The organism is Dethiothermospora halolimnae, from assembly GCF_037577855.1.
Classification (GTDB): domain Bacteria; phylum Bacillota; class Clostridia; order Tissierellales; family VENL01; genus Dethiothermospora; species Dethiothermospora halolimnae.
Genome location: NZ_JBAKFX010000041.1, coordinates 19,367 through 36,408, shown reverse-complemented (window position 1 = coordinate 36,408; position 17,042 = coordinate 19,367). Strand labels below are relative to the sequence as shown.

Below are 17,042 nucleotides of genomic sequence, written 5' to 3'. Positions count from 1 at the left end.
AGATGGCAATCTGTCTTTTTAGTATGTCATAAATTTGTTATTTACTAAAGAAAAGAGAATCCAAGACAGAAATCAGTTTATTTTCTGTCTTGGATTCTTTAAAATATTTCTTAACTTAATGACATTGCCCCTAGGGGTCGTTTTTTTATTCTGATGTATATGGTAAAAGGGCAACGTTTCTTGCTCTTTTTATTGCTCTTGTTAACTGTCTTTGGTGTACTGCACAGTTACCTGAAATTCTTCTTGGTAATATTTTGCCTCTTTCAGTAACATATTTTTTCAGTTTATTAACATCTTTGTAGTCTATTTTTTCAATATTGTCTACACAGAAGTTACATACTTTTCTTCTTTTTCTATATCTTCTACCCATTTTCTTTCCTCCTCACTAGAATGGAATATCATCATCGTCTATAGGTTGAAAACCTTCAGTTTCTATACCTCCACCTGGTGCGCCAGTGTTTGTGTTTTTGTTGGTATTTGTGTTTTGACCTTGCTGATTATTGTTGTTATCTCCCCACTCAAGGAATTGAACATTATTTGCCACTACATCGGTAGTATATACCCTCTGACCTTGACTATTTTCGTAAGATCCTGTTTGTATTCTTCCTTGAATAGCAACCATTCTTCCCTTCGTAAGATAAGTAGCACAATTTTCAGCTTGTCTTCCCCAAACAACTATCCTTGGGAAATCTGCAGTTGGTATCCCTTTTTGTTCTAATTCCATTCGCTTTTCTCTAGATAATCCCTTATCCACTGCCAATGAAAATTTAGTCACAGCTCTACCACTCTCAGGTAAAAATCTCAATTCAGGATCAGCAGTTAATCTGCCAATCAAAATTACATTATTCACAAAAGCACCACCTTTGGTTTTCTACTGTTCGTCTTTAATAACCATATGTCTTATTATCTCATCGGTTATTCTAGACACTCTCTCCATTTCATCAATAACCTCTTTCTCACTTTCAAAGTTTACTACTATATAGTATCCCTCTTTATAGTCATTGATTTCATAAGCTAGTTTTCTCATACCCCATTCGTCGATGTCTTCAATAGAACCATTACTTTCTATGATTCCCTTCATCTTATCAAATACACTATTTCTTTTTTCCTCTTCTAGTTCTGGAGTAAATATAAACATTGCTTCGTATTTTCTCATGTTTTTCACCTCCTCTTGGACTAACGGCTCAATTTTGAGCAAGGATTTTTCCTAACACATTATATCACTAATTATTACCCTTTGCAAGAAAGTTAAACCTGTTTATTGATAAAAAATTGGGGGATTACAAATCCACCCAGTTTGTTAATAAAGTATATTTAGACAAAGCAAGCAAAAATGGGAGCTATCCCGCAGTATTTGTGAAAATATAGAATAAGGGAGAAAATTGTTTGAATTCCACTGTTTGAGCATAGCGAGTTTGGAATTCTATTTTCGACCGTTTCTCTATATTTTCCAAATCCGAGGACTAGCGGACATTTTTGCTTGCTTTGTCAATACTCTGGGGGATTACAACCCCCTCCAGTAACTATTTTTCTATATTATAATTAAATTTACAGATTTATAACATTTCTTTTATTGATTCAGCTAACCTCTTTACACCTATTACAATTCTTTCTTCATCCATATTTGAGTAATTAAGTCTCATGGTATTTTCATTTCCTCCATTAGGGAAGAATGAGCCTCCCGGTACAAATGCAACATTTTTCTCTAAAGCCTTTTTAGCTAAATCCCTTGTATTGATATGCTCAGGTAATATTGCCCATGTAAATAAGCCACCTTCAGGATGAGTAAATTCTACACACTCTGGGAATTCTTCCTTCATAGTCTTAAGCATTAGGTCCCTTCTCTTTTTATAAACTTCTTTAATTTTTTCTATATGTTCATCTAAATCGTATTTTTCAAGGAATTTATCCACTTGCATCTGGGATATGGTACTAGCTTGAAGGTCAGCTCCCTGTTTAACAAGTATATACTTATTTAAAACATCACCGTCGGCGCAAGTCCATCCAAGTCTAAGTCCAGGACAGAATGTTTTTGAAAATGTTCCAAGGAATATTACCCTTCCCTCTGTATCAAAATGCTTAATAGCCGGTGGCATTTCCCCTTCAAACCTTAATTCTCCATATGGGTTATCTTCAACTATAGGTAAATTATACTTATTGGCAAGTTCTACCAATTTCTTTCTTCTTTCAATCGACCAAGTTCTTCCAGATGGATTCTGGAAATCTGGTATGACATATATAACCTTAACATTATCAGTATTCTCAAGAACCTTTTCTAATTCGTCCATTCTCATACCATCATTATCTGTTGGTATTTCCACAAATTTAGGTTGATATGCTTTAAATGCATTTAAAGCACCTAAATAGCTAGGGCTTTCACATATCACAACATCATCTTTATTCAAGAATATTTTCCCTGTAAAGTCTAACCCTTGCTGGGATCCACTGGTAACTAATATATTTTTGGCCTCTACATCTACACCAAACTTATTCATCCTATTAGCTATTTTTTCCCTAAGAGGCTCATATCCCTCAGTTGGTCCATATTGTAAAGCCTTAGTTCCCTGCTCATCTAATACCTCAGTGGATATATCTTTAACCGCTTCCACTGGAAAAAGTTCTGGAGCAGGTAGTCCCCCGGCAAAGGATATAACCTCTGGTCTTTGGGTTAATTTAAGTAATTCACGAATCTCTGAAGCCTTAATACCATCCATTCTTTTTGCATAATTTAAATTCACTAAAAAGCACCCCCATAAAAATTATATAAATTTTAAAAATCAAAATGTGCATCATTATTAAATATAGTATAACATATTTATAGCTTTTTATGTCCCATTAAGTATAGTAATCGTTTTCCCATTCATATATAGTTTACTATTTCCTATATATTTTGTCTATTAATATTTATTAATATAATCTATGTCTACTAGGTATACTCTAGCTTTTATTATCTATAATCTTTTTAATTTTTTTTTCCAATTCCCTTCTCGGTAGCCATACTTGTCTATCACACCCTGTACATCTAATCCTAAAATCCATTCCTGTTCTCATAATCTCCCAAGTATCTGAACCACAGGGATGGGTTTTTTTTAGTTTAACCATATCTCCAACATTTAATTTCATAGGCATACTATCACCCTCCTAAACAAATTAAAAAACTACTTCATTTTATATCGAAGTAGTTTCATTAATATTATATTATATTTCTATATTTTTATAAATATTTTTTACTCATTATCTTTTATTATAACATGTTTCTGATAAGGTATTTCTATACCTTCCTTGTCAAAGGCCTGTTTTATACTTTTTCTCATTTGTCTTTCCACACCCCATTGTTCCATGGGTTTAGTTTTGGCAATAACCGATAATACTACATCAGAACCCCCTAGGTTACTTACACCTAACACAGTGGGTCCTTCAACTATATTGTCATTATTATTCCTTATATCCTTTGAGATCTTGTCGATTACAGCTATAGCATTATCTATATCCTCTTCATAGGCTATGGAAATATCCACCCAAGCCCTCATGGATCCTTTACATTTGTTAGTAACAGTAGATATACTACCATTAGGAATAATATTTAACTCCCCATTAAAACCTCTAATTTTTGTAACCCTAAGTCCCATATCTTCAACTATACCTTCAAATTCCCCGGTTTTTATATGATCTCCAACACCATATTGATCTTCAAATAATATAAAAAATCCAGTTATTATATCCTTAACTAAACTTTGAGCTCCAAAACCTATTGCAACCCCTCCTATTCCAGCTGCAGCAAGTATTGATGCTATTGGTATATTAAATACCTGTAAAATTGATATTATAGCTATAAAATAAAGTATGTACTTACATATACTTTTCAATATGTATCCAAGGGTCTTTGCCTTTCTACTCTCTATTTTATATTTAAATCTTTCTTGTTTTTCGAAAAATTTATCTATAGCCATATATGCTATTTTTATTACTATTCTAGTGACGATTAATATTAATAAAACCTTTACTATCATACCCGGTATGGATAATTCACCGCCTTCTGTTTTAAAAAAACCATAAATATCATCTAGTATTGCCTTAGCAACTTCCATTTAGACACCTTCCCCTAACAAATTTGTTTGGCAATTCTTTCTTTACCTTTTCTAATTATTTTATATATTCCATTTATATTTAAGTCGTTGTTACTTATACCCGACTTTATGTCTTCTAAAATACTTTCATCAAACTTTATAGAAAGACCACAACTGGCAGTAACTTCCCTTGGTGTTGGAATGGTCCTTATATTAAATCCCTTATCTAATAATAGTTTTTCTCCCTTTATAGCATAATTAGTTGAGTCAAATGTTATAACATAAAATTCCTTATCTATCATAATCCCTCTCCTATCATCTTATTTTTTTCAATATAACATAATTATATAATTAAAAAAAAGCTAGTACAATATTAATATTCATACTTTGTCAACACTGTGAATATTAATATTATACTAGCCTAGGTAGTTTTTATACCCTAAATGTATTAGTTACCCCTTTTATTTTCTCTACTATAGTGTACATATTACTTATCTCTCCAACTTTAAGCTTATCTTTAATATTATAGTAGTCTAAACATGTTCCACAGGATAGTATCTCTACCCCTTCATCTTCTAATTTTTTAAGGTCTTCAAGAACCTCAGAACCTTCCACAGTTAAATTAACACCCTTATTTAAAAATACAAGGGTAGCTGGAAAAGGTGTAGCTTCAGTTAGTGTATATATAAATCCTTTTATTAATATATTTCCTAACTCATCTTCCCCTTCTCCCATTTTGTCATTTCCGAATACTATTGTCATATCTTTAAAGGTATTTGGAGTACAAACATTTACTTCTTCAGTGTCCCCTTCTCCCTTTGTTATATTAACTGAAAAATTACCATCCCTTCTTTTTTCCACATCAAACTCATAACCTAAATTTTTAGCAAGTTTTGAAACATTCTCCTTGGCAACTTCATTATCAACTATACAAGTCACTACCCCTTCAGTAATCTCTTCTAGTGCTTTCTTAGTCATAATGACCGGTTTGGGACAAGCCACTCCAATTGCATTTACTTCCTTTTTCATATTATATACCTCCTACTTTATATAAAATATTAATATCTATATTAAAATAATTAAGTATTTAATTGTATTTATAGTATACTATTTTGTATTTTATTATTGTTGTTATATAGATAAAATTTATACAACTTATATCATCTATAGATTTAATCTATATGAAATAGGACTTTTTAAATATATTAATTTTTATATTAATTTTATTAAATTCTAACTTGACATTTATTAATATTAGTAATAATATATAGATATAAGTTAATAATATTAAGTTTATTTTCGCCAAATGTTTATTTTGTTAATAAACATTCTTAATTTCCATTGCATTTTTCTTTTGAAAAGGGGGTGTTTGGAATGAATAATGAAATTATGGATATTCTAAACAAGTTAGATAGGGGAAGTATTTCTTCTAAAAAGGCTTTAAAGTTAATTAACAAAATAGATTTTGATAAAAGGACATTAAGAACAAAGTCATCGAAATTAAAAATAACGATTGTGGACGGGGATGAGGGAAAAAAACTTAGATTACCAGCAATGCCTTTTTGGTTTGTAAAAGGATTAGCAAATATGGGTCTAGGAGTAGCCAAGTTTATTGCTAAAAGAAGTAATTATAAGGATAAAGAATCATTAAAATACTTAGATATGGCTAAGGAATTTGATTTATCAGGGATTTTTAATGAATTAAAAAATTGTGAACCCTGTGATATTGTGGATGTTATCGATGGTTCCAATGGAGATAAGGTAAAAATATCTATACTATAGGAGGTAATAAGGTGAAAAAAGAGGTTATTGGTAGGTGTCCTGTTTGTAGCCATGAGCTAGATGTAACTAAAGTTCATTGTGATTACTGTGATACCACCATAGAAGGAAAATTTTCTCTTTGTAAGTTTTGTAAATTAACAAATGAAGAAAAATTTTTCGTAGAAGTATTTATAAAAAACAGAGGAAATATCAAAGAAATTGAAAAGGAGCTTGGTATATCCTATCCAACGGTTAGAAATAAGTTAGAAAATGTTATAAAATCCCTTGGCTACGACACCAAATATACTTCAAATGTTAATAAAAAGGAAATACTAAATAAACTAAGCTCCGGGGAGATAACCACAGAAGAAGCAGTTAAGCTTTTACAGGAATAATTTATAAGGGGGAGAATTTATTTTGAAAGATGAAAGAATGATGATACTTACTATGTTAGAAGAAGGTAAAATTTCCAGTGATGAAGCTTCTAAGCTTATCGAGGCTTTAGATGATTCGGAATTTAAAGAAACTATATCAAGTAATATTAAAAAATCTAATGATGAAAAAGAAAAAAAACTTAATACTAAAGAAGTTTCCACTGAACAAAAAATAGAAGAAAAAACGGAAAATTTAGGGGAATCCATTGAAAATAACACTAATTCTATTGCCGATAAAATCGTAAATGCTGTTGATAACTTCCTGGAAAAGGGCAACTTTATGAATTTATTCGGTGGTTATGAAACAGTTGTTGAAAATCTAGAGAAAACTTTACCTAGTGACTTTAATAAAACTTTAGAGTTTAACGGTATTAATGGAAGAATAATATTAAAACCTTGGGATAAAAATGAACTCTATGTTAAGGCAACTTCCAATATAAAGAAAAATATTTATGACGGGAAAAGTCAAATATATGAAATAATAGAAGATGATAATAAGATTATTTTTAAACCTCGATATACCAGTGGTATAGGAATAAAACTTGAAGTATCTATCCCGGATAATAAATATCAAAAGATCATTTTATCAACAACCAATGGTAAAATAGATGTTTCTGATATAAAGTCCAAAGAGATTTTATGTAATACCAGTAATGCCTCTATAAATATATCAGACTTTTATGGTGATAATCTTATAGCAAATACTAAAAATGGGAAAGTAGGATTATATAGTATTAAATCCGAAAAAATTCAGATAAGAACATCAAACGCAAGTGCATTATTAGAAAATATCGTCTCAAAAGATATTGATTCAACTACTAAAAACGGAAAATCCACTTTAATAAAAGTTATATCAAACTCAATAGTTACAACAACATCCAATTCGTCTATTAATTTAGACAATGTTGAGGCTAGTTCTATAATCGCTAAAACTTCCAATGGTAAAGTTTATACCTATGACTTAAAAACTGAAAATCTAAATCATATAGACTTAAGAACTTCTAACTCATCAATAGATCTAAGTTCTAAAAGTTTTAATAAACCTATATGTATAAATGCAAAAACCTCTATGGGACGTATGGATATAAATGTTCCCAAGTTAGTTTATGATGTGAATAATCAAAATCAACTGGGATCAAAGACAATACTTGCCCATAGTATAGATTATACTAAAGATAACGGTATAGAGATTATTTTAACAACATCAAATGGTTCAATAAGAATAAATTAAAAGGGGGATTTAATATGTCTAATAATTTAAAAGAGGAAAAACTAGCTATTCTTAACATGATAGAAACAGGTAAGATTACATCTGAAGAAGGTATAGAGTTATTAAATGCAATTGAAGAAAAGAAGGGTGAATACTTATCTAAAAAGGCAAAATGGCTAAAAATAAAGGTCTTTGACCCCGAGGATGATACTAAGGTTAATGTTAATGTTCCCATAGCCCTTGTTGATATAGGTCTTAAGTTCGCCACTAAAATGTCTCCTGACCTTAAAGAATCAAGTCTTGAAGAAATTGATTTTAAAGAGTTAAGTGAAGCCATAAAAAATGGAGCTGAAGGAAAAATAGTCGATATAGACACAGGAGATGGGGAAAGGGTTGAAATAATCGTTGAATAACAAAAGACTATAGTGAAGGTCTAGACCTTCACTATAGTCTTTTTATTTATTCTTTAAAAGTCTTTAGTTTTAGTATTATTATAAATTATCTTAATTCCTATTAATATTAATATTCCAGGTCCTATTATGGAGATTGCTTTCCAAAATTTAACATCAACAATTTCCTCGGAAGATAGAAAAAATAATCCCGATATTATTATAAGTATGGTCCCCGGTATAATTGGCCATCTACTGTCTGATTTTCTATATTCTATTAAATATATAAGATAAAAGGATAACCCTAAAAATAAGAATAGTGGCCATTGTTTATCCATAACATAAATTTCATCTAATAATGTGGATACGGCTATTGCTGGAAGAAAACATCCAGGATATATAAACCCTTTTATATTCTTCATATAATATAGTGCTAAAAATACTAATCCCAGTGCCAATAAAAACAAAAAACCCGATATGTCCACCGATGTATCAACATATTTATCAACAATATTAGTCACAGCTAATGCCAGTGTTATAAGACCTGTTATTAGAAATCCCATGCGCCTTTTATAATAGTATGCTAAAAATGCACCAACTGAGATTCCTAATAGCACAATATAATGGGATAATACATTTAAATTAAGTAAAAATATTACAACCCCTGCTAATATAAGAAAAACACCGGTAGCAACTTCTTTCCTCTTCTTCATTTAACTTCCCCCTCTTTATTAAATTTTTATATTTTTGCTATAATACATTGTTACTAGTTATAAGTTTGCTAATGACTCGGAAGCTACCTTTAGATACTGGCCTTCAAATATATTAATCAACCCATTGGCTTCTAAAAATAATATAATTATGTTATTCTCATAGAAGTATTGTCCAATAATTGAAGTATATACTCTATTGGATAGCCACCCATCTGGTGATGTTACTATTATTGGAGTTATTAGAGCAAATAGTATGTATATTATTAGTAGCCCCTTTATAGCTCCAGTTAGTAATCCTAATAAGTTATTTATACTTTTTAATACGGGTAGTTTAAATATTCCATTTATTATATTTGCAACTATATTTATTATCATCTTTGCTATAAAAAATACTATTATAATACTTATTATATTAATGATAATGTTAGTTAGTGAATTTGAAATAGACTCAGTTATATTTATTGCTTTATTATTTATGTGTTGGTTTATGATGTGCTTTTCTAGTATATTAGGAAATTCAAATGCCTCTATAGCCGAATCTAAAGTACTCCCTCCATTTCCTCTATGTAATACCTTAGAAACCTTGTCCATAATAAAAGTATTTAGTTTATTGTATATGTTAGTATTGTTTACTATAAATCTAGAAAATGATATATAATAGATTTTAGCTATATAGCCTGCTATTACAAAACCTAAAATATCCATTACCGATAATATAAAGCCCTTTTTTAATCCTTCTAGTCCATTTAATAAGATTATTACTATCATCACTACATCTATTATATTCATGTTTAAACTCCTATTTATCATTAGTTACTTTTGTTACTTTTATATCATTATTGGTTATTATTATTATATCATTATTTTCTATTTTAGTTTTTAATATTTTTTCCTCTAAACTATATTTAATTTTTTCTATACCATTGTCCACTGCCAGTATATGATTTTCTCCTATTAGAAAGACATACTCACCATTCTCTATATTTTTATATTCTTTTTCTACACTTACTTTTTTAAGTGTTTTTCCATTTAAATTCATAATATTTAATAAACTATTGTCAGCATAGGTTAATAGATATATTTTTTCGTTATAAATTTTTATGTCATTAACGTATCCAGTTATATTTTTGTTCCAAAGTAGTTTATTATCCCTAACAACCGATAGCTTTTCATCCGATAATACTATGGTCCTGTCTAGTAAAGGTTTGATTATCTCAATTATTTGATTTTTAAAAGTTTGTTCTCCTAGTATATTACCCTTCATATCATATGTAAATAATTTACTATCTATTTCTTCTAAAGATGTATCTAAAGTGGCAATAAATATTTTATCTTTTTTAGGACTTATATTAGCCGTTAAGATATCCCTTTGTTCTATATCTTTATTGAGTATTTCCTTTCCATTATTATTAATTATCCTTATATTACTACCCTTTTTATTATCTGTAACAACCATAATATACTTTCCCATATTTATAGTTCTATCTGTGTTTATATTATCCACAGACCATATATATTCATTATTTAAGCCTAAACATGCTATTTTATCATTTATTATATATATACCCTTATCAAATATATATATTTTTGATTTTTTTATATTTCTTGTCCAGACTTTTCTGCCATCCAATTTATAATAACCTATTATATTATGGTTATACCCTAAAATATTATTATCAAAAACTTCTATGTTGTTATAATCCTTTAAATTTATACTGTATTCATCTATTACTTTTAGGGATCTAGTATCATTAAAAACAGATAACATTGTACTTTTTATTTGGTCATTGGTTCCTAACATAATTATCAATAAAAACATTATTATTACTATCCCCATTTTTTTCTTCCCCATGTTATTCCCCCTTTTACTTTATATTTTCTTTCTATTTATTGAAATTCCTTCCTTTTGATTAAATTTCTTAATTATTTATTAATAAGAAGGAATTTTGTTATTTATGTATAAATATAACCATATATAAAATATAACCTTAAAGGAGTGATTTAATAATGGGTGAAGTTAGAGAGTTAGTAGACAGATATTTTGAAGACTTAAATAATGGATGTAATAACCTCATAAGCTGTGAAGACCTTTATAAGTCAATTGGTAGAGGAGATGACCTTTATATTTTAGACATAAGAAAAGAGGAAGACTTTGAGAAGGAACATATTGATGGTGGGGAAAACGTTTTTTGGCCCTATGTAGGTGATTTTTTAGATCATTTACCAAAGGATAAAAAAATAATAGTTGTATGTTATTCCGGACAATCTGCTGGTCAAGTGGTTTCCCTTTTGAGAATATTAGGCTATGATGCATGCTCTCTTAAAGGTGGAATGAATAATGGTTGGAAGAAAGGAGATCTTCCCTTATCTTCAGGCTGTGGCTGAAGTTAGTATATAACCCTAGTTAAGGGTATATATAAAGGAAGGATACCCCACGTATCCTTCCCAACACTCTATTATTATTTAACTGGAGGCTCTATAGGAGTTAGTTCTATATCTCCTTTATTAGAGTCTTCTTTATTTTCGTTGATATTTGTATCCATTACTTCTACCTCTTTATCACTTGTATTATTTTTAAGACTATTACCACCATAATTTACTGTCAACTTATATGCTACTGAATCGCTATTGGCTCCGTTATATCCAACAACTTGAATATAATATTTACCTGTACTATTTGGGCTATATGTTATACTTTCATTTGATGTATTTCCATTTTCAGATTTATCCACTTGATTACCTTGGGAATCATATAGATAAAGGTCATAATCTCCCGGTAGATTTGTAAGACTTATGTTTATATCAGTATAACTATTAGTATTAAAATAGTATATATCATTATCGGTAGCTGATGATATATAGGATTCATAGGTCATTCCGCTTTCAAGGGGACCATAAGCACTACTTGCTGAATCATTCGGTTCATATGTATCATCATTTCCAGGGTTTCCTCCAGATGTATCACCTATACCAACTGCTGCGAAACTGTCTTCTATAACAGAAACTTCTTGACTATTTGACCCATATATATCTGATGCCGATTGAACTAATGCATTTCTACAGTCTTCAAAATTAGATTTGCTTGTTAAATATGTTGTTAATGCCCTATAATAAATATCTCCTGACTTTTCAAACCCTATATCTGATGCTATATAGTAAAAGGCTTTATTAGGTATTCCAGAGTTTATATGAACTCCACCCCAATCACCTTGCTCTGTATTTGGTAAATCTCTATAGTTATCCATATGATCAGGTTGGTTATATAACGTAGGATTCTTCATACTTCTTAAGGCATCTCCTGGAGTTCCCGGTGTATAGCAGTCTTCTCCCACTAGCCAGTCATTAGTATCATTTTCAACTAAAACAGCAAATACATCGGACATAGATTCATTTAAAGCCCCAGACTGATTTCTATACTCAAGATCAGCGGTTTCTTGTGTAACGGCATGGGTTAACTCATGGGCCACTATATCAAGGGCTCCTGAAAGGGGAGAAAATGTACTTCCATCTCCATCTCCATATACCATTTGTGTTCCTACCCAAGCTGCATTATTCCAATTACTTTTATAATGTACTGTGGATTTTATTGAACTACCATTACCATCATAACTATTTCTGCCGAAATTTTCATTATAATAGTCATATACTAGTCCTGCATAATAATGGGCATCTACGGCAGCGCTTTGTCTACTTAAATCAAAGTAACTATCATTATCTGTCACATAATTTCCAGGTAATGCTGTACCATAATTACCATCATAGGTTATTATAGCTCCATTCATTGGCTTTGTGGTATCATATAAATAATATCTATTATTTTCATAATATACATTTAAATCCTTAGTATCTCCCAGTGTACCTATTCCTGAGCCCGATAGACTCTGGCCAAGGGTTGCTTCATTAAATTTATCTAATATATCTCCCTTTTCAGCATCAACAAATATTCTCCAATCCCCTGGATAAGGTCTTATAAATGTTAATGTTACTAAATATGCCACTCTCCACTCATCTTCTACTTCATAAAGATATAGTTTAGGAGAGGGATTTCTTGTGTAAGTTTCATTGTTAGGTGTAAAGTCTAATGTATCTTCTGCTATCTCTAATGCTTCATCCCCTGTTATTTCAACATAATCCATCCAACTTTTATTTGGGACATTATTTTTAACTTGTCCATTTACGGAGTAAATTACGTTATTTTTATCTGTATGAACAACTAATTCAGAACCATACACAGGTATTTTATCCATCTTTAATATTGTTTTATAGTGGGTCATACCTAACTCATCATCTTCTACTTTTTTTACATCAAACTCTCCACTTTCTAATTTAAATATTTCCATATTGTCATTTAAAAAGGATATTACATCTTTTTCCCCTTTAACAGGATTATCGGTTAATTTTCCTGTTATGAATCTAGGGGTTTGTTCTTTTTTATCCCAATGTATTTTTAGTTTTACACTTTCTTTCTCAGAGTTTTCCTCCCATTTTTTAATTACCTTATTTTGCTTACTATTAACCTTCACCTCACCCTCTCCATCAGCTAGTACCATTGATGAAGAAAAAGTTACTAATAAAACAGATGCCAATGCCATACTTAATAATTTTTTCATAATTATTATCCTCCCTTAGATTTTATTTTGGAATATAAAAGTTTTTTGTTACACCTTACTCACGACATTTTTATCTCCCCCTTTTTTTCTTTCCAATATATAGACGGATAACAATAAAATTTTATTCCCAATTTTTATAATTTTCTGTAATTTAATTTAAAAAAGAAAGAATCCCCCATGTCACTTACCGGAATTCTTTCTTTTAATTAAATTCTATTCTCTTTAGTATTTCCCGTGCCTTTTGAGATAGTTTATATGCCTCCTCATATTTTCTATATATAGAGTTGATATTTGAAAGTTCAATATATATATCATATAGTATCTCTTTATTGTTAGTTAAATCTTTGGCTAATAATAAACACTCTTCTGCTTTATCCAGTCTGTTTATATGTATATAATACCTACCCATATTATAATAAAAAACAGTTTTATTATAATCATTTAAAATATTTATATTTACCATTGAAAAGTATTTGGATGCCTCTTTATAGTCCTCTTTCTTTATTAAAGCTGTTATAATATTACATCTTATATTATTACTTAATTTAGCTTTCTTTTTTTTCTCTAATATATTTAATGCCCTTTTAAAGTAATCTATTGACTTATCATAATCTCCCGTTTCCAATAATATATTGCCTTTATATATCTGGCATAATGGTTCGCCATATGATCTTTTTTTTAAATCATAGAATTTAATAGCTCTATCTATATGATATAGGGCCTTTTCTATATTTTTTGTTTTCCTATATGATAGTCTCAATAATGTATTTATTTTTCCCATATTATAATTACAATTACATTTTATCAATAGTTGCAAAATATGATTAAGACATTCTATACATTTATCATATTTCTTTTGTTTATATAAAGACCTTGCAAGTTTATATTCAAATTTAATCCTAAAGATTAGGCTTGCTTTTCTACTTCCCATCGACTAACTGCCCCCTCCACCATTTATAGTGAAATTTCTTCACTATAAATATATCATAAGCTTATTTATTTTACAAGATTTATGTTTGGTGTTTATATGTATATCTGTCTATTCTATTATGATTATCTATTTTATCCATCGTGATTGTTAATCACTTTTATTCCCATCTACCAACTTTCTACAAGAGTTTTATATCTACCCTTGATTTTTCACATAAGAAAATCCCCTTTTCAGGGGATTTCCTTTTTATTTATTTCCTATAAAAAAACTATTATGATATTGATACAAATATACTCTTAGTAACTGAAACTAAAGGATGTTGTTCCAGTGCTTGATTCATAACCACTCTTAGAAGCAACCGCTTCAACATCATATGTTCCTAATGATGTAGAATAGCTAGAACCAATAGTCCATACAGCCTCACCATTACTATTAGTTTCTACACTTTCACTAACAGTAGTCCCATTTGGACGAGTTACGGTAAACTCAACGGTAGCACCTGATAAAGCATTATTATTTTCATCTTCTACTGTTGCAGTAATAACTACATCTTCTCCACGATAATAGTAAGAGTAGTTGGTAGTTACTGATGTATAAGTCTTATCATCTTCCGGCGGTGGTGGTGTAGATCCTCCATCCACTTCTAAAACAGCTTCATAAGCATTTACAATTCCTGAACCATACTCATAAGATGAACCGGCATATTGGGCTGTGTCCTTAAGAATATTCTGTACTTCAGCAACTGAAATATTTGGATCAGCTGCTCTCATTAACCCACATACCCCTGCCACATGGGGAGATGCCATAGAAGTACCGCTTAAAGTATTGTAGCTATTTCCAGGGTAAGTGCTGTATATGTTTGAGCCTGGAGCAACTACATCTAATCCTTCACCATAATTTGAGAAGTAAGATCTGGTTTCATTTGATGTAACAGATCCCACTGCTATAACACTACTATAGGCTGCAGGATATGAAACTGATGCAGTACCATCATTTCCCGATGCCGCAACAACTATAGTACCACTTTGTACAGCTGTTTGACATGCTTCATCTGTGGCTTGGCTATATCCTCCGCCACCAAGGGACATATTGATTACATCTGCACCGATTTCTGCAGCATATAGTATCCCCTGTTGTATACCATATGATGAGCCACTACCACTATCACTTAATACCTTAACTGGAATAAGTGTAGCATTTTGCATAACTCCCGATACAACACCGTAGCTAGCAATAGTACCAGATACATGGGTACCATGTCCATGACCATCCATTGTTGTTGAGCCGCCAACAAAATTTCTTCCCAGACTAGTATTAACAAAGTTTTCTAAACTTTGATGGTTATGATCGATTCCAGTATCTAATACAGCCATTTTGGTATAGCTGGACCCATTGGTAATAGTCCAAGCTTCTGGAGCCTTTATCATATCATATTGCCATTGTTGATTACTATGAACGGCATTGGTTGTTATATCATCTTCTAAAGCATAAACTGTATAGTTAGGTTCAATATATCTAACTGAAATACCGCTATCCCTTAATACTTCCTTTAACTTATCTATTGCACCATTTACTGAATTATAGTCCTCTGGATACTCTACTAAATAAACATCCCCCATCTTTTCCCTAGCTAATGTTTTAAGTTCGTTACTCATAACTTGTACACCTTTTTCATTACCTAAGTCAAGTAAATAATCGGCCACTTTAAATCCATTTTTTTCTAGAGTCGTTGAAAGGGTATCCGTTGTACTTTGTATTGAATATCTACTACTATCAACTGAGATGATTAGTTCACCCTCTACAAAATTTGTATCCCCACTGGTGGTTACAGAAGATGTTTCATCGGTGTTTGCAAAGCTAACTGTTGACAGAACCATAAGTAATACTAATAAAATACTTAAAAGTTTTTTCATTAATACCTACCTCCATTAATTTTTTTTACTAACACTTACGGTTTGCAATAATACTAAGTCACAGTTTGCATTTCATTTTAAATCACCTCTTTTTTTAATTTCTTTTTTCACTATATAGACGGAGGATAACAATGTTTTATTCCCAATATTTATAATTTTCTGTCAATTTGATTAAAGAGAAAAATCTCGGTATACTACTCACCGAGATTCTCCCTTTTTTTCCCTCTTTTCATGTTCCGATTTAACCTTTTCAAATAAGTCATCCATTTTAGGTACCCTAATGTTCTCTTTTCTAATATCAACAGCCTCTTTAATCAACTCATCCATTGATTTTTTATTATGCAATACTATCCCCACTTTCATCAATTAGAAGTAATCTTTTGACTCTATCCTATTTTTAAGTTCTTGTTTTGCTCTATATAGTCTACTTCCCACTGTTTTAGTTGATATATTTAAATTATGGCCTATTTCCTTATAGGATAACTGGGCGAAATAATATAGATAGAGTACTTCACTATATATACTATCAAGTTTTTGGATTTCATCCAATAGTTTCCTCTTAAACTCCCTTTTTTCTACAATTTCTTCGGGCAAATCCAAATAGACCTTACCTCCATCTGGACTATATACTTTCTCATCATCGATGGTGAGGATTTCCCTTTTCCCTTTTCTATAATAATCCTTTGCTTTATTACTAGCTATAGTACAAAGCCAACTATTTATATTCTTTTTGTCTTCTAATTGATATAGCTTGTCCCAAGCTATGATAAAAGTTTCTTGCACAACATCTTTGGACCTTTGTTCATCCTTTAATATTGAATATGCTATCCTATAAAGTTTATACTTATATTTATCTACTAACTCCTTAAAATTATTAACCCCATTTTTATTATTAACATCATTGGAAATCAAAGACATAAATCCCCTCTCTTTTGTTTATATTTTATATAAACATTTTTTATTCAATAAGTCTCTATACCCCTTAGCGCTTTACATCCCCTTCTAATATAAATC

The 17,042-nt window shown here is 30.4% G+C and carries 21 protein-coding genes; 5 read left to right on the top strand and 16 right to left on the bottom strand.

The features are described from left to right. Positions 1-145 precede the first annotated feature (145 nt). The 8 genes from rpsR to yedF all read right to left on the bottom strand — a co-directional run bounded on the left by rpsR (position 146) and on the right by yedF (position 5,096). Positions 146-370 carry a 30S ribosomal protein S18 gene (gene rpsR / locus V6137_RS14795; protein ID WP_425448728.1) on the bottom strand — a complete coding sequence of 75 codons (225 nt, stop codon included), beginning with the start codon at positions 368-370 and terminating at the stop codon, positions 146-148. 15 nt (positions 371-385) lie between these two features. After that, complete coding sequence (locus V6137_RS14790; RefSeq protein ID WP_425448727.1) at positions 386-850, bottom strand: single-stranded DNA-binding protein; 465 nt, start codon at positions 848-850, stop codon at positions 386-388. Positions 851-871: 21 nt separating this feature from the next. Continuing rightward, positions 872-1,156: a 30S ribosomal protein S6 gene (gene rpsF / locus V6137_RS14785; RefSeq protein ID WP_425448726.1), complete on the bottom strand. Its 285-nt coding sequence runs from the start codon at positions 1,154-1,156 to the stop codon at positions 872-874. Positions 1,157-1,556: 400 nt separating this feature from the next. Beyond that, positions 1,557-2,738: an aminotransferase-like domain-containing protein gene (locus V6137_RS14780; protein WP_425448725.1), complete on the bottom strand. Its 1,182-nt coding sequence runs from the start codon at positions 2,736-2,738 to the stop codon at positions 1,557-1,559. Between the two features lie 199 nt (positions 2,739-2,937). After that, positions 2,938-3,129, bottom strand: a complete 192-nt coding sequence (locus V6137_RS14775) for a DUF951 domain-containing protein (RefSeq protein ID WP_425448724.1) — start codon at positions 3,127-3,129, stop codon at positions 2,938-2,940. 98 nt (positions 3,130-3,227) lie between these two features. After that, entirely contained in the window at positions 3,228-4,088 is an 861-nt protein-coding gene (locus tag V6137_RS14770; RefSeq protein ID WP_425448723.1) for a mechanosensitive ion channel family protein, read from the bottom strand. 14 nt (positions 4,089-4,102) lie between these two features. Further along, on the bottom strand, positions 4,103-4,369 hold the full coding sequence (locus V6137_RS14765; protein WP_425448722.1) for a putative Se/S carrier protein: 267 nt from the start codon (positions 4,367-4,369) through the stop codon (positions 4,103-4,105). A 130-nt stretch (positions 4,370-4,499) separates the two neighbouring features. Continuing rightward, positions 4,500-5,096, bottom strand: coding sequence for a sulfurtransferase-like selenium metabolism protein YedF (gene yedF / locus V6137_RS14760; RefSeq protein WP_425448721.1), 597 nt, complete (start codon positions 5,094-5,096; stop codon positions 4,500-4,502). 345 nt (positions 5,097-5,441) lie between these two features. Between yedF and V6137_RS14755 the strand changes: the two genes are divergently transcribed. From V6137_RS14755 to V6137_RS14740, 4 genes are read left to right on the top strand one after another with little or no spacing between them, the layout of a single operon-like run. Then, on the top strand, positions 5,442-5,849 hold the full coding sequence (locus V6137_RS14755) for a hypothetical protein (protein ID WP_425448720.1): 408 nt from the start codon (positions 5,442-5,444) through the stop codon (positions 5,847-5,849). A gap of 11 nt (positions 5,850-5,860) precedes the next feature. After that, the gene (locus V6137_RS14750; protein ID WP_425448719.1) at positions 5,861-6,223 is read left to right on the top strand and encodes a DUF2089 domain-containing protein; all 363 of its coding nucleotides are present in this window, start codon (positions 5,861-5,863) and stop codon (positions 6,221-6,223) included. Between the two features lie 22 nt (positions 6,224-6,245). Then, positions 6,246-7,493 carry an SHOCT-like domain-containing protein gene (locus V6137_RS14745; protein WP_425448718.1) on the top strand — a complete coding sequence of 416 codons (1,248 nt, stop codon included), beginning with the start codon at positions 6,246-6,248 and terminating at the stop codon, positions 7,491-7,493. A 14-nt stretch (positions 7,494-7,507) separates the two neighbouring features. Then, a complete protein-coding gene (locus tag V6137_RS14740; RefSeq protein ID WP_425448717.1) occupies positions 7,508-7,885 on the top strand; it encodes an SHOCT-like domain-containing protein in 378 nt (125 codons plus the stop codon). A 53-nt stretch (positions 7,886-7,938) separates the two neighbouring features. Here the strand turns inward: V6137_RS14740 and V6137_RS14735 are convergent, their stop codons facing one another. Genes V6137_RS14735 through V6137_RS14725 form a run of 3 tightly spaced genes read right to left on the bottom strand, consistent with a single transcriptional unit; the run spans position 7,939 to position 10,426 of the window. Next, positions 7,939-8,574 (bottom strand): hypothetical protein, encoded by a 636-nt coding sequence (locus tag V6137_RS14735; protein WP_425448716.1) that lies wholly within the window; start codon positions 8,572-8,574, stop codon positions 7,939-7,941. A gap of 57 nt (positions 8,575-8,631) precedes the next feature. Next, entirely contained in the window at positions 8,632-9,363 is a 732-nt protein-coding gene (locus tag V6137_RS14730; RefSeq protein ID WP_425448715.1) for a CvpA family protein, read from the bottom strand. Positions 9,364-9,373: 10 nt separating this feature from the next. Beyond that, entirely contained in the window at positions 9,374-10,426 is a 1,053-nt protein-coding gene (locus V6137_RS14725; RefSeq protein WP_425448714.1) for a DUF5711 family protein, read from the bottom strand. 155 nt (positions 10,427-10,581) lie between these two features. Between V6137_RS14725 and V6137_RS14720 the strand changes: the two genes are divergently transcribed. Then, on the top strand, positions 10,582-10,959 hold the full coding sequence (locus V6137_RS14720) for a rhodanese-like domain-containing protein (RefSeq protein ID WP_425448713.1): 378 nt from the start codon (positions 10,582-10,584) through the stop codon (positions 10,957-10,959). A 74-nt stretch (positions 10,960-11,033) separates the two neighbouring features. Here V6137_RS14720 and V6137_RS14715 read toward each other — a convergent pair whose 3' ends face one another. The 5 genes from V6137_RS14715 to V6137_RS14695 all read right to left on the bottom strand — a co-directional run bounded on the left by V6137_RS14715 (position 11,034) and on the right by V6137_RS14695 (position 16,946). Then, positions 11,034-13,184: a M4 family metallopeptidase gene (locus V6137_RS14715; RefSeq protein WP_425448712.1), complete on the bottom strand. Its 2,151-nt coding sequence runs from the start codon at positions 13,182-13,184 to the stop codon at positions 11,034-11,036. A 202-nt stretch (positions 13,185-13,386) separates the two neighbouring features. Further along, positions 13,387-14,115: a tetratricopeptide repeat protein gene (locus V6137_RS14710; RefSeq protein ID WP_425448711.1), complete on the bottom strand. Its 729-nt coding sequence runs from the start codon at positions 14,113-14,115 to the stop codon at positions 13,387-13,389. A 296-nt stretch (positions 14,116-14,411) separates the two neighbouring features. Continuing rightward, positions 14,412-16,028 (bottom strand): S8 family serine peptidase, encoded by a 1,617-nt coding sequence (locus tag V6137_RS14705; protein WP_425448710.1) that lies wholly within the window; start codon positions 16,026-16,028, stop codon positions 14,412-14,414. Between the two features lie 198 nt (positions 16,029-16,226). Next, positions 16,227-16,355 carry a hypothetical protein gene (locus V6137_RS14700; protein WP_425448709.1) on the bottom strand — a complete coding sequence of 43 codons (129 nt, stop codon included), beginning with the start codon at positions 16,353-16,355 and terminating at the stop codon, positions 16,227-16,229. 39 nt (positions 16,356-16,394) lie between these two features. Then, positions 16,395-16,946 (bottom strand): RNA polymerase sigma factor, encoded by a 552-nt coding sequence (locus V6137_RS14695; RefSeq protein WP_425448708.1) that lies wholly within the window; start codon positions 16,944-16,946, stop codon positions 16,395-16,397. Between the last annotated feature and the right edge of the window lie 96 nt (positions 16,947-17,042).

Coding starts and splice junctions, on each gene's coding strand:
- rpsR (WP_425448728.1), bottom strand. CDS start 370: ATGGGTAGAAGATATAGAAAAAGAAGAAAAGTATGTAACTTCTGTGTA.
- rpsF (WP_425448726.1), bottom strand. CDS start 1,156: ATGAGAAAATACGAAGCAATGTTTATATTTACTCCAGAACTAGAAGAG.
- V6137_RS14775 (WP_425448724.1), bottom strand. CDS start 3,129: ATGCCTATGAAATTAAATGTTGGAGATATGGTTAAACTAAAAAAAACC.
- V6137_RS14770 (WP_425448723.1), bottom strand. CDS start 4,088: ATGGAAGTTGCTAAGGCAATACTAGATGATATTTATGGTTTTTTTAAA.
- V6137_RS14765 (WP_425448722.1), bottom strand. CDS start 4,369: ATGATAGATAAGGAATTTTATGTTATAACATTTGACTCAACTAATTAT.
- yedF (WP_425448721.1), bottom strand. CDS start 5,096: ATGAAAAAGGAAGTAAATGCAATTGGAGTGGCTTGTCCCAAACCGGTC.
- V6137_RS14755 (WP_425448720.1), top strand. CDS start 5,442: ATGAATAATGAAATTATGGATATTCTAAACAAGTTAGATAGGGGAAGT.
- V6137_RS14740 (WP_425448717.1), top strand. CDS start 7,508: ATGTCTAATAATTTAAAAGAGGAAAAACTAGCTATTCTTAACATGATA.
- V6137_RS14735 (WP_425448716.1), bottom strand. CDS start 8,574: ATGAAGAAGAGGAAAGAAGTTGCTACCGGTGTTTTTCTTATATTAGCA.
- V6137_RS14730 (WP_425448715.1), bottom strand. CDS start 9,363: ATGAATATAATAGATGTAGTGATGATAGTAATAATCTTATTAAATGGA.
- V6137_RS14725 (WP_425448714.1), bottom strand. CDS start 10,426: ATGGGGAAGAAAAAAATGGGGATAGTAATAATAATGTTTTTATTGATA.
- V6137_RS14720 (WP_425448713.1), top strand. CDS start 10,582: ATGGGTGAAGTTAGAGAGTTAGTAGACAGATATTTTGAAGACTTAAAT.
- V6137_RS14715 (WP_425448712.1), bottom strand. CDS start 13,184: ATGAAAAAATTATTAAGTATGGCATTGGCATCTGTTTTATTAGTAACT.
- V6137_RS14710 (WP_425448711.1), bottom strand. CDS start 14,115: ATGGGAAGTAGAAAAGCAAGCCTAATCTTTAGGATTAAATTTGAATAT.
- V6137_RS14705 (WP_425448710.1), bottom strand. CDS start 16,028: ATGAAAAAACTTTTAAGTATTTTATTAGTATTACTTATGGTTCTGTCA.
- V6137_RS14700 (WP_425448709.1), bottom strand. CDS start 16,355: ATGGATGAGTTGATTAAAGAGGCTGTTGATATTAGAAAAGAGAACATT.
- V6137_RS14695 (WP_425448708.1), bottom strand. CDS start 16,946: ATGTCTTTGATTTCCAATGATGTTAATAATAAAAATGGGGTTAATAAT.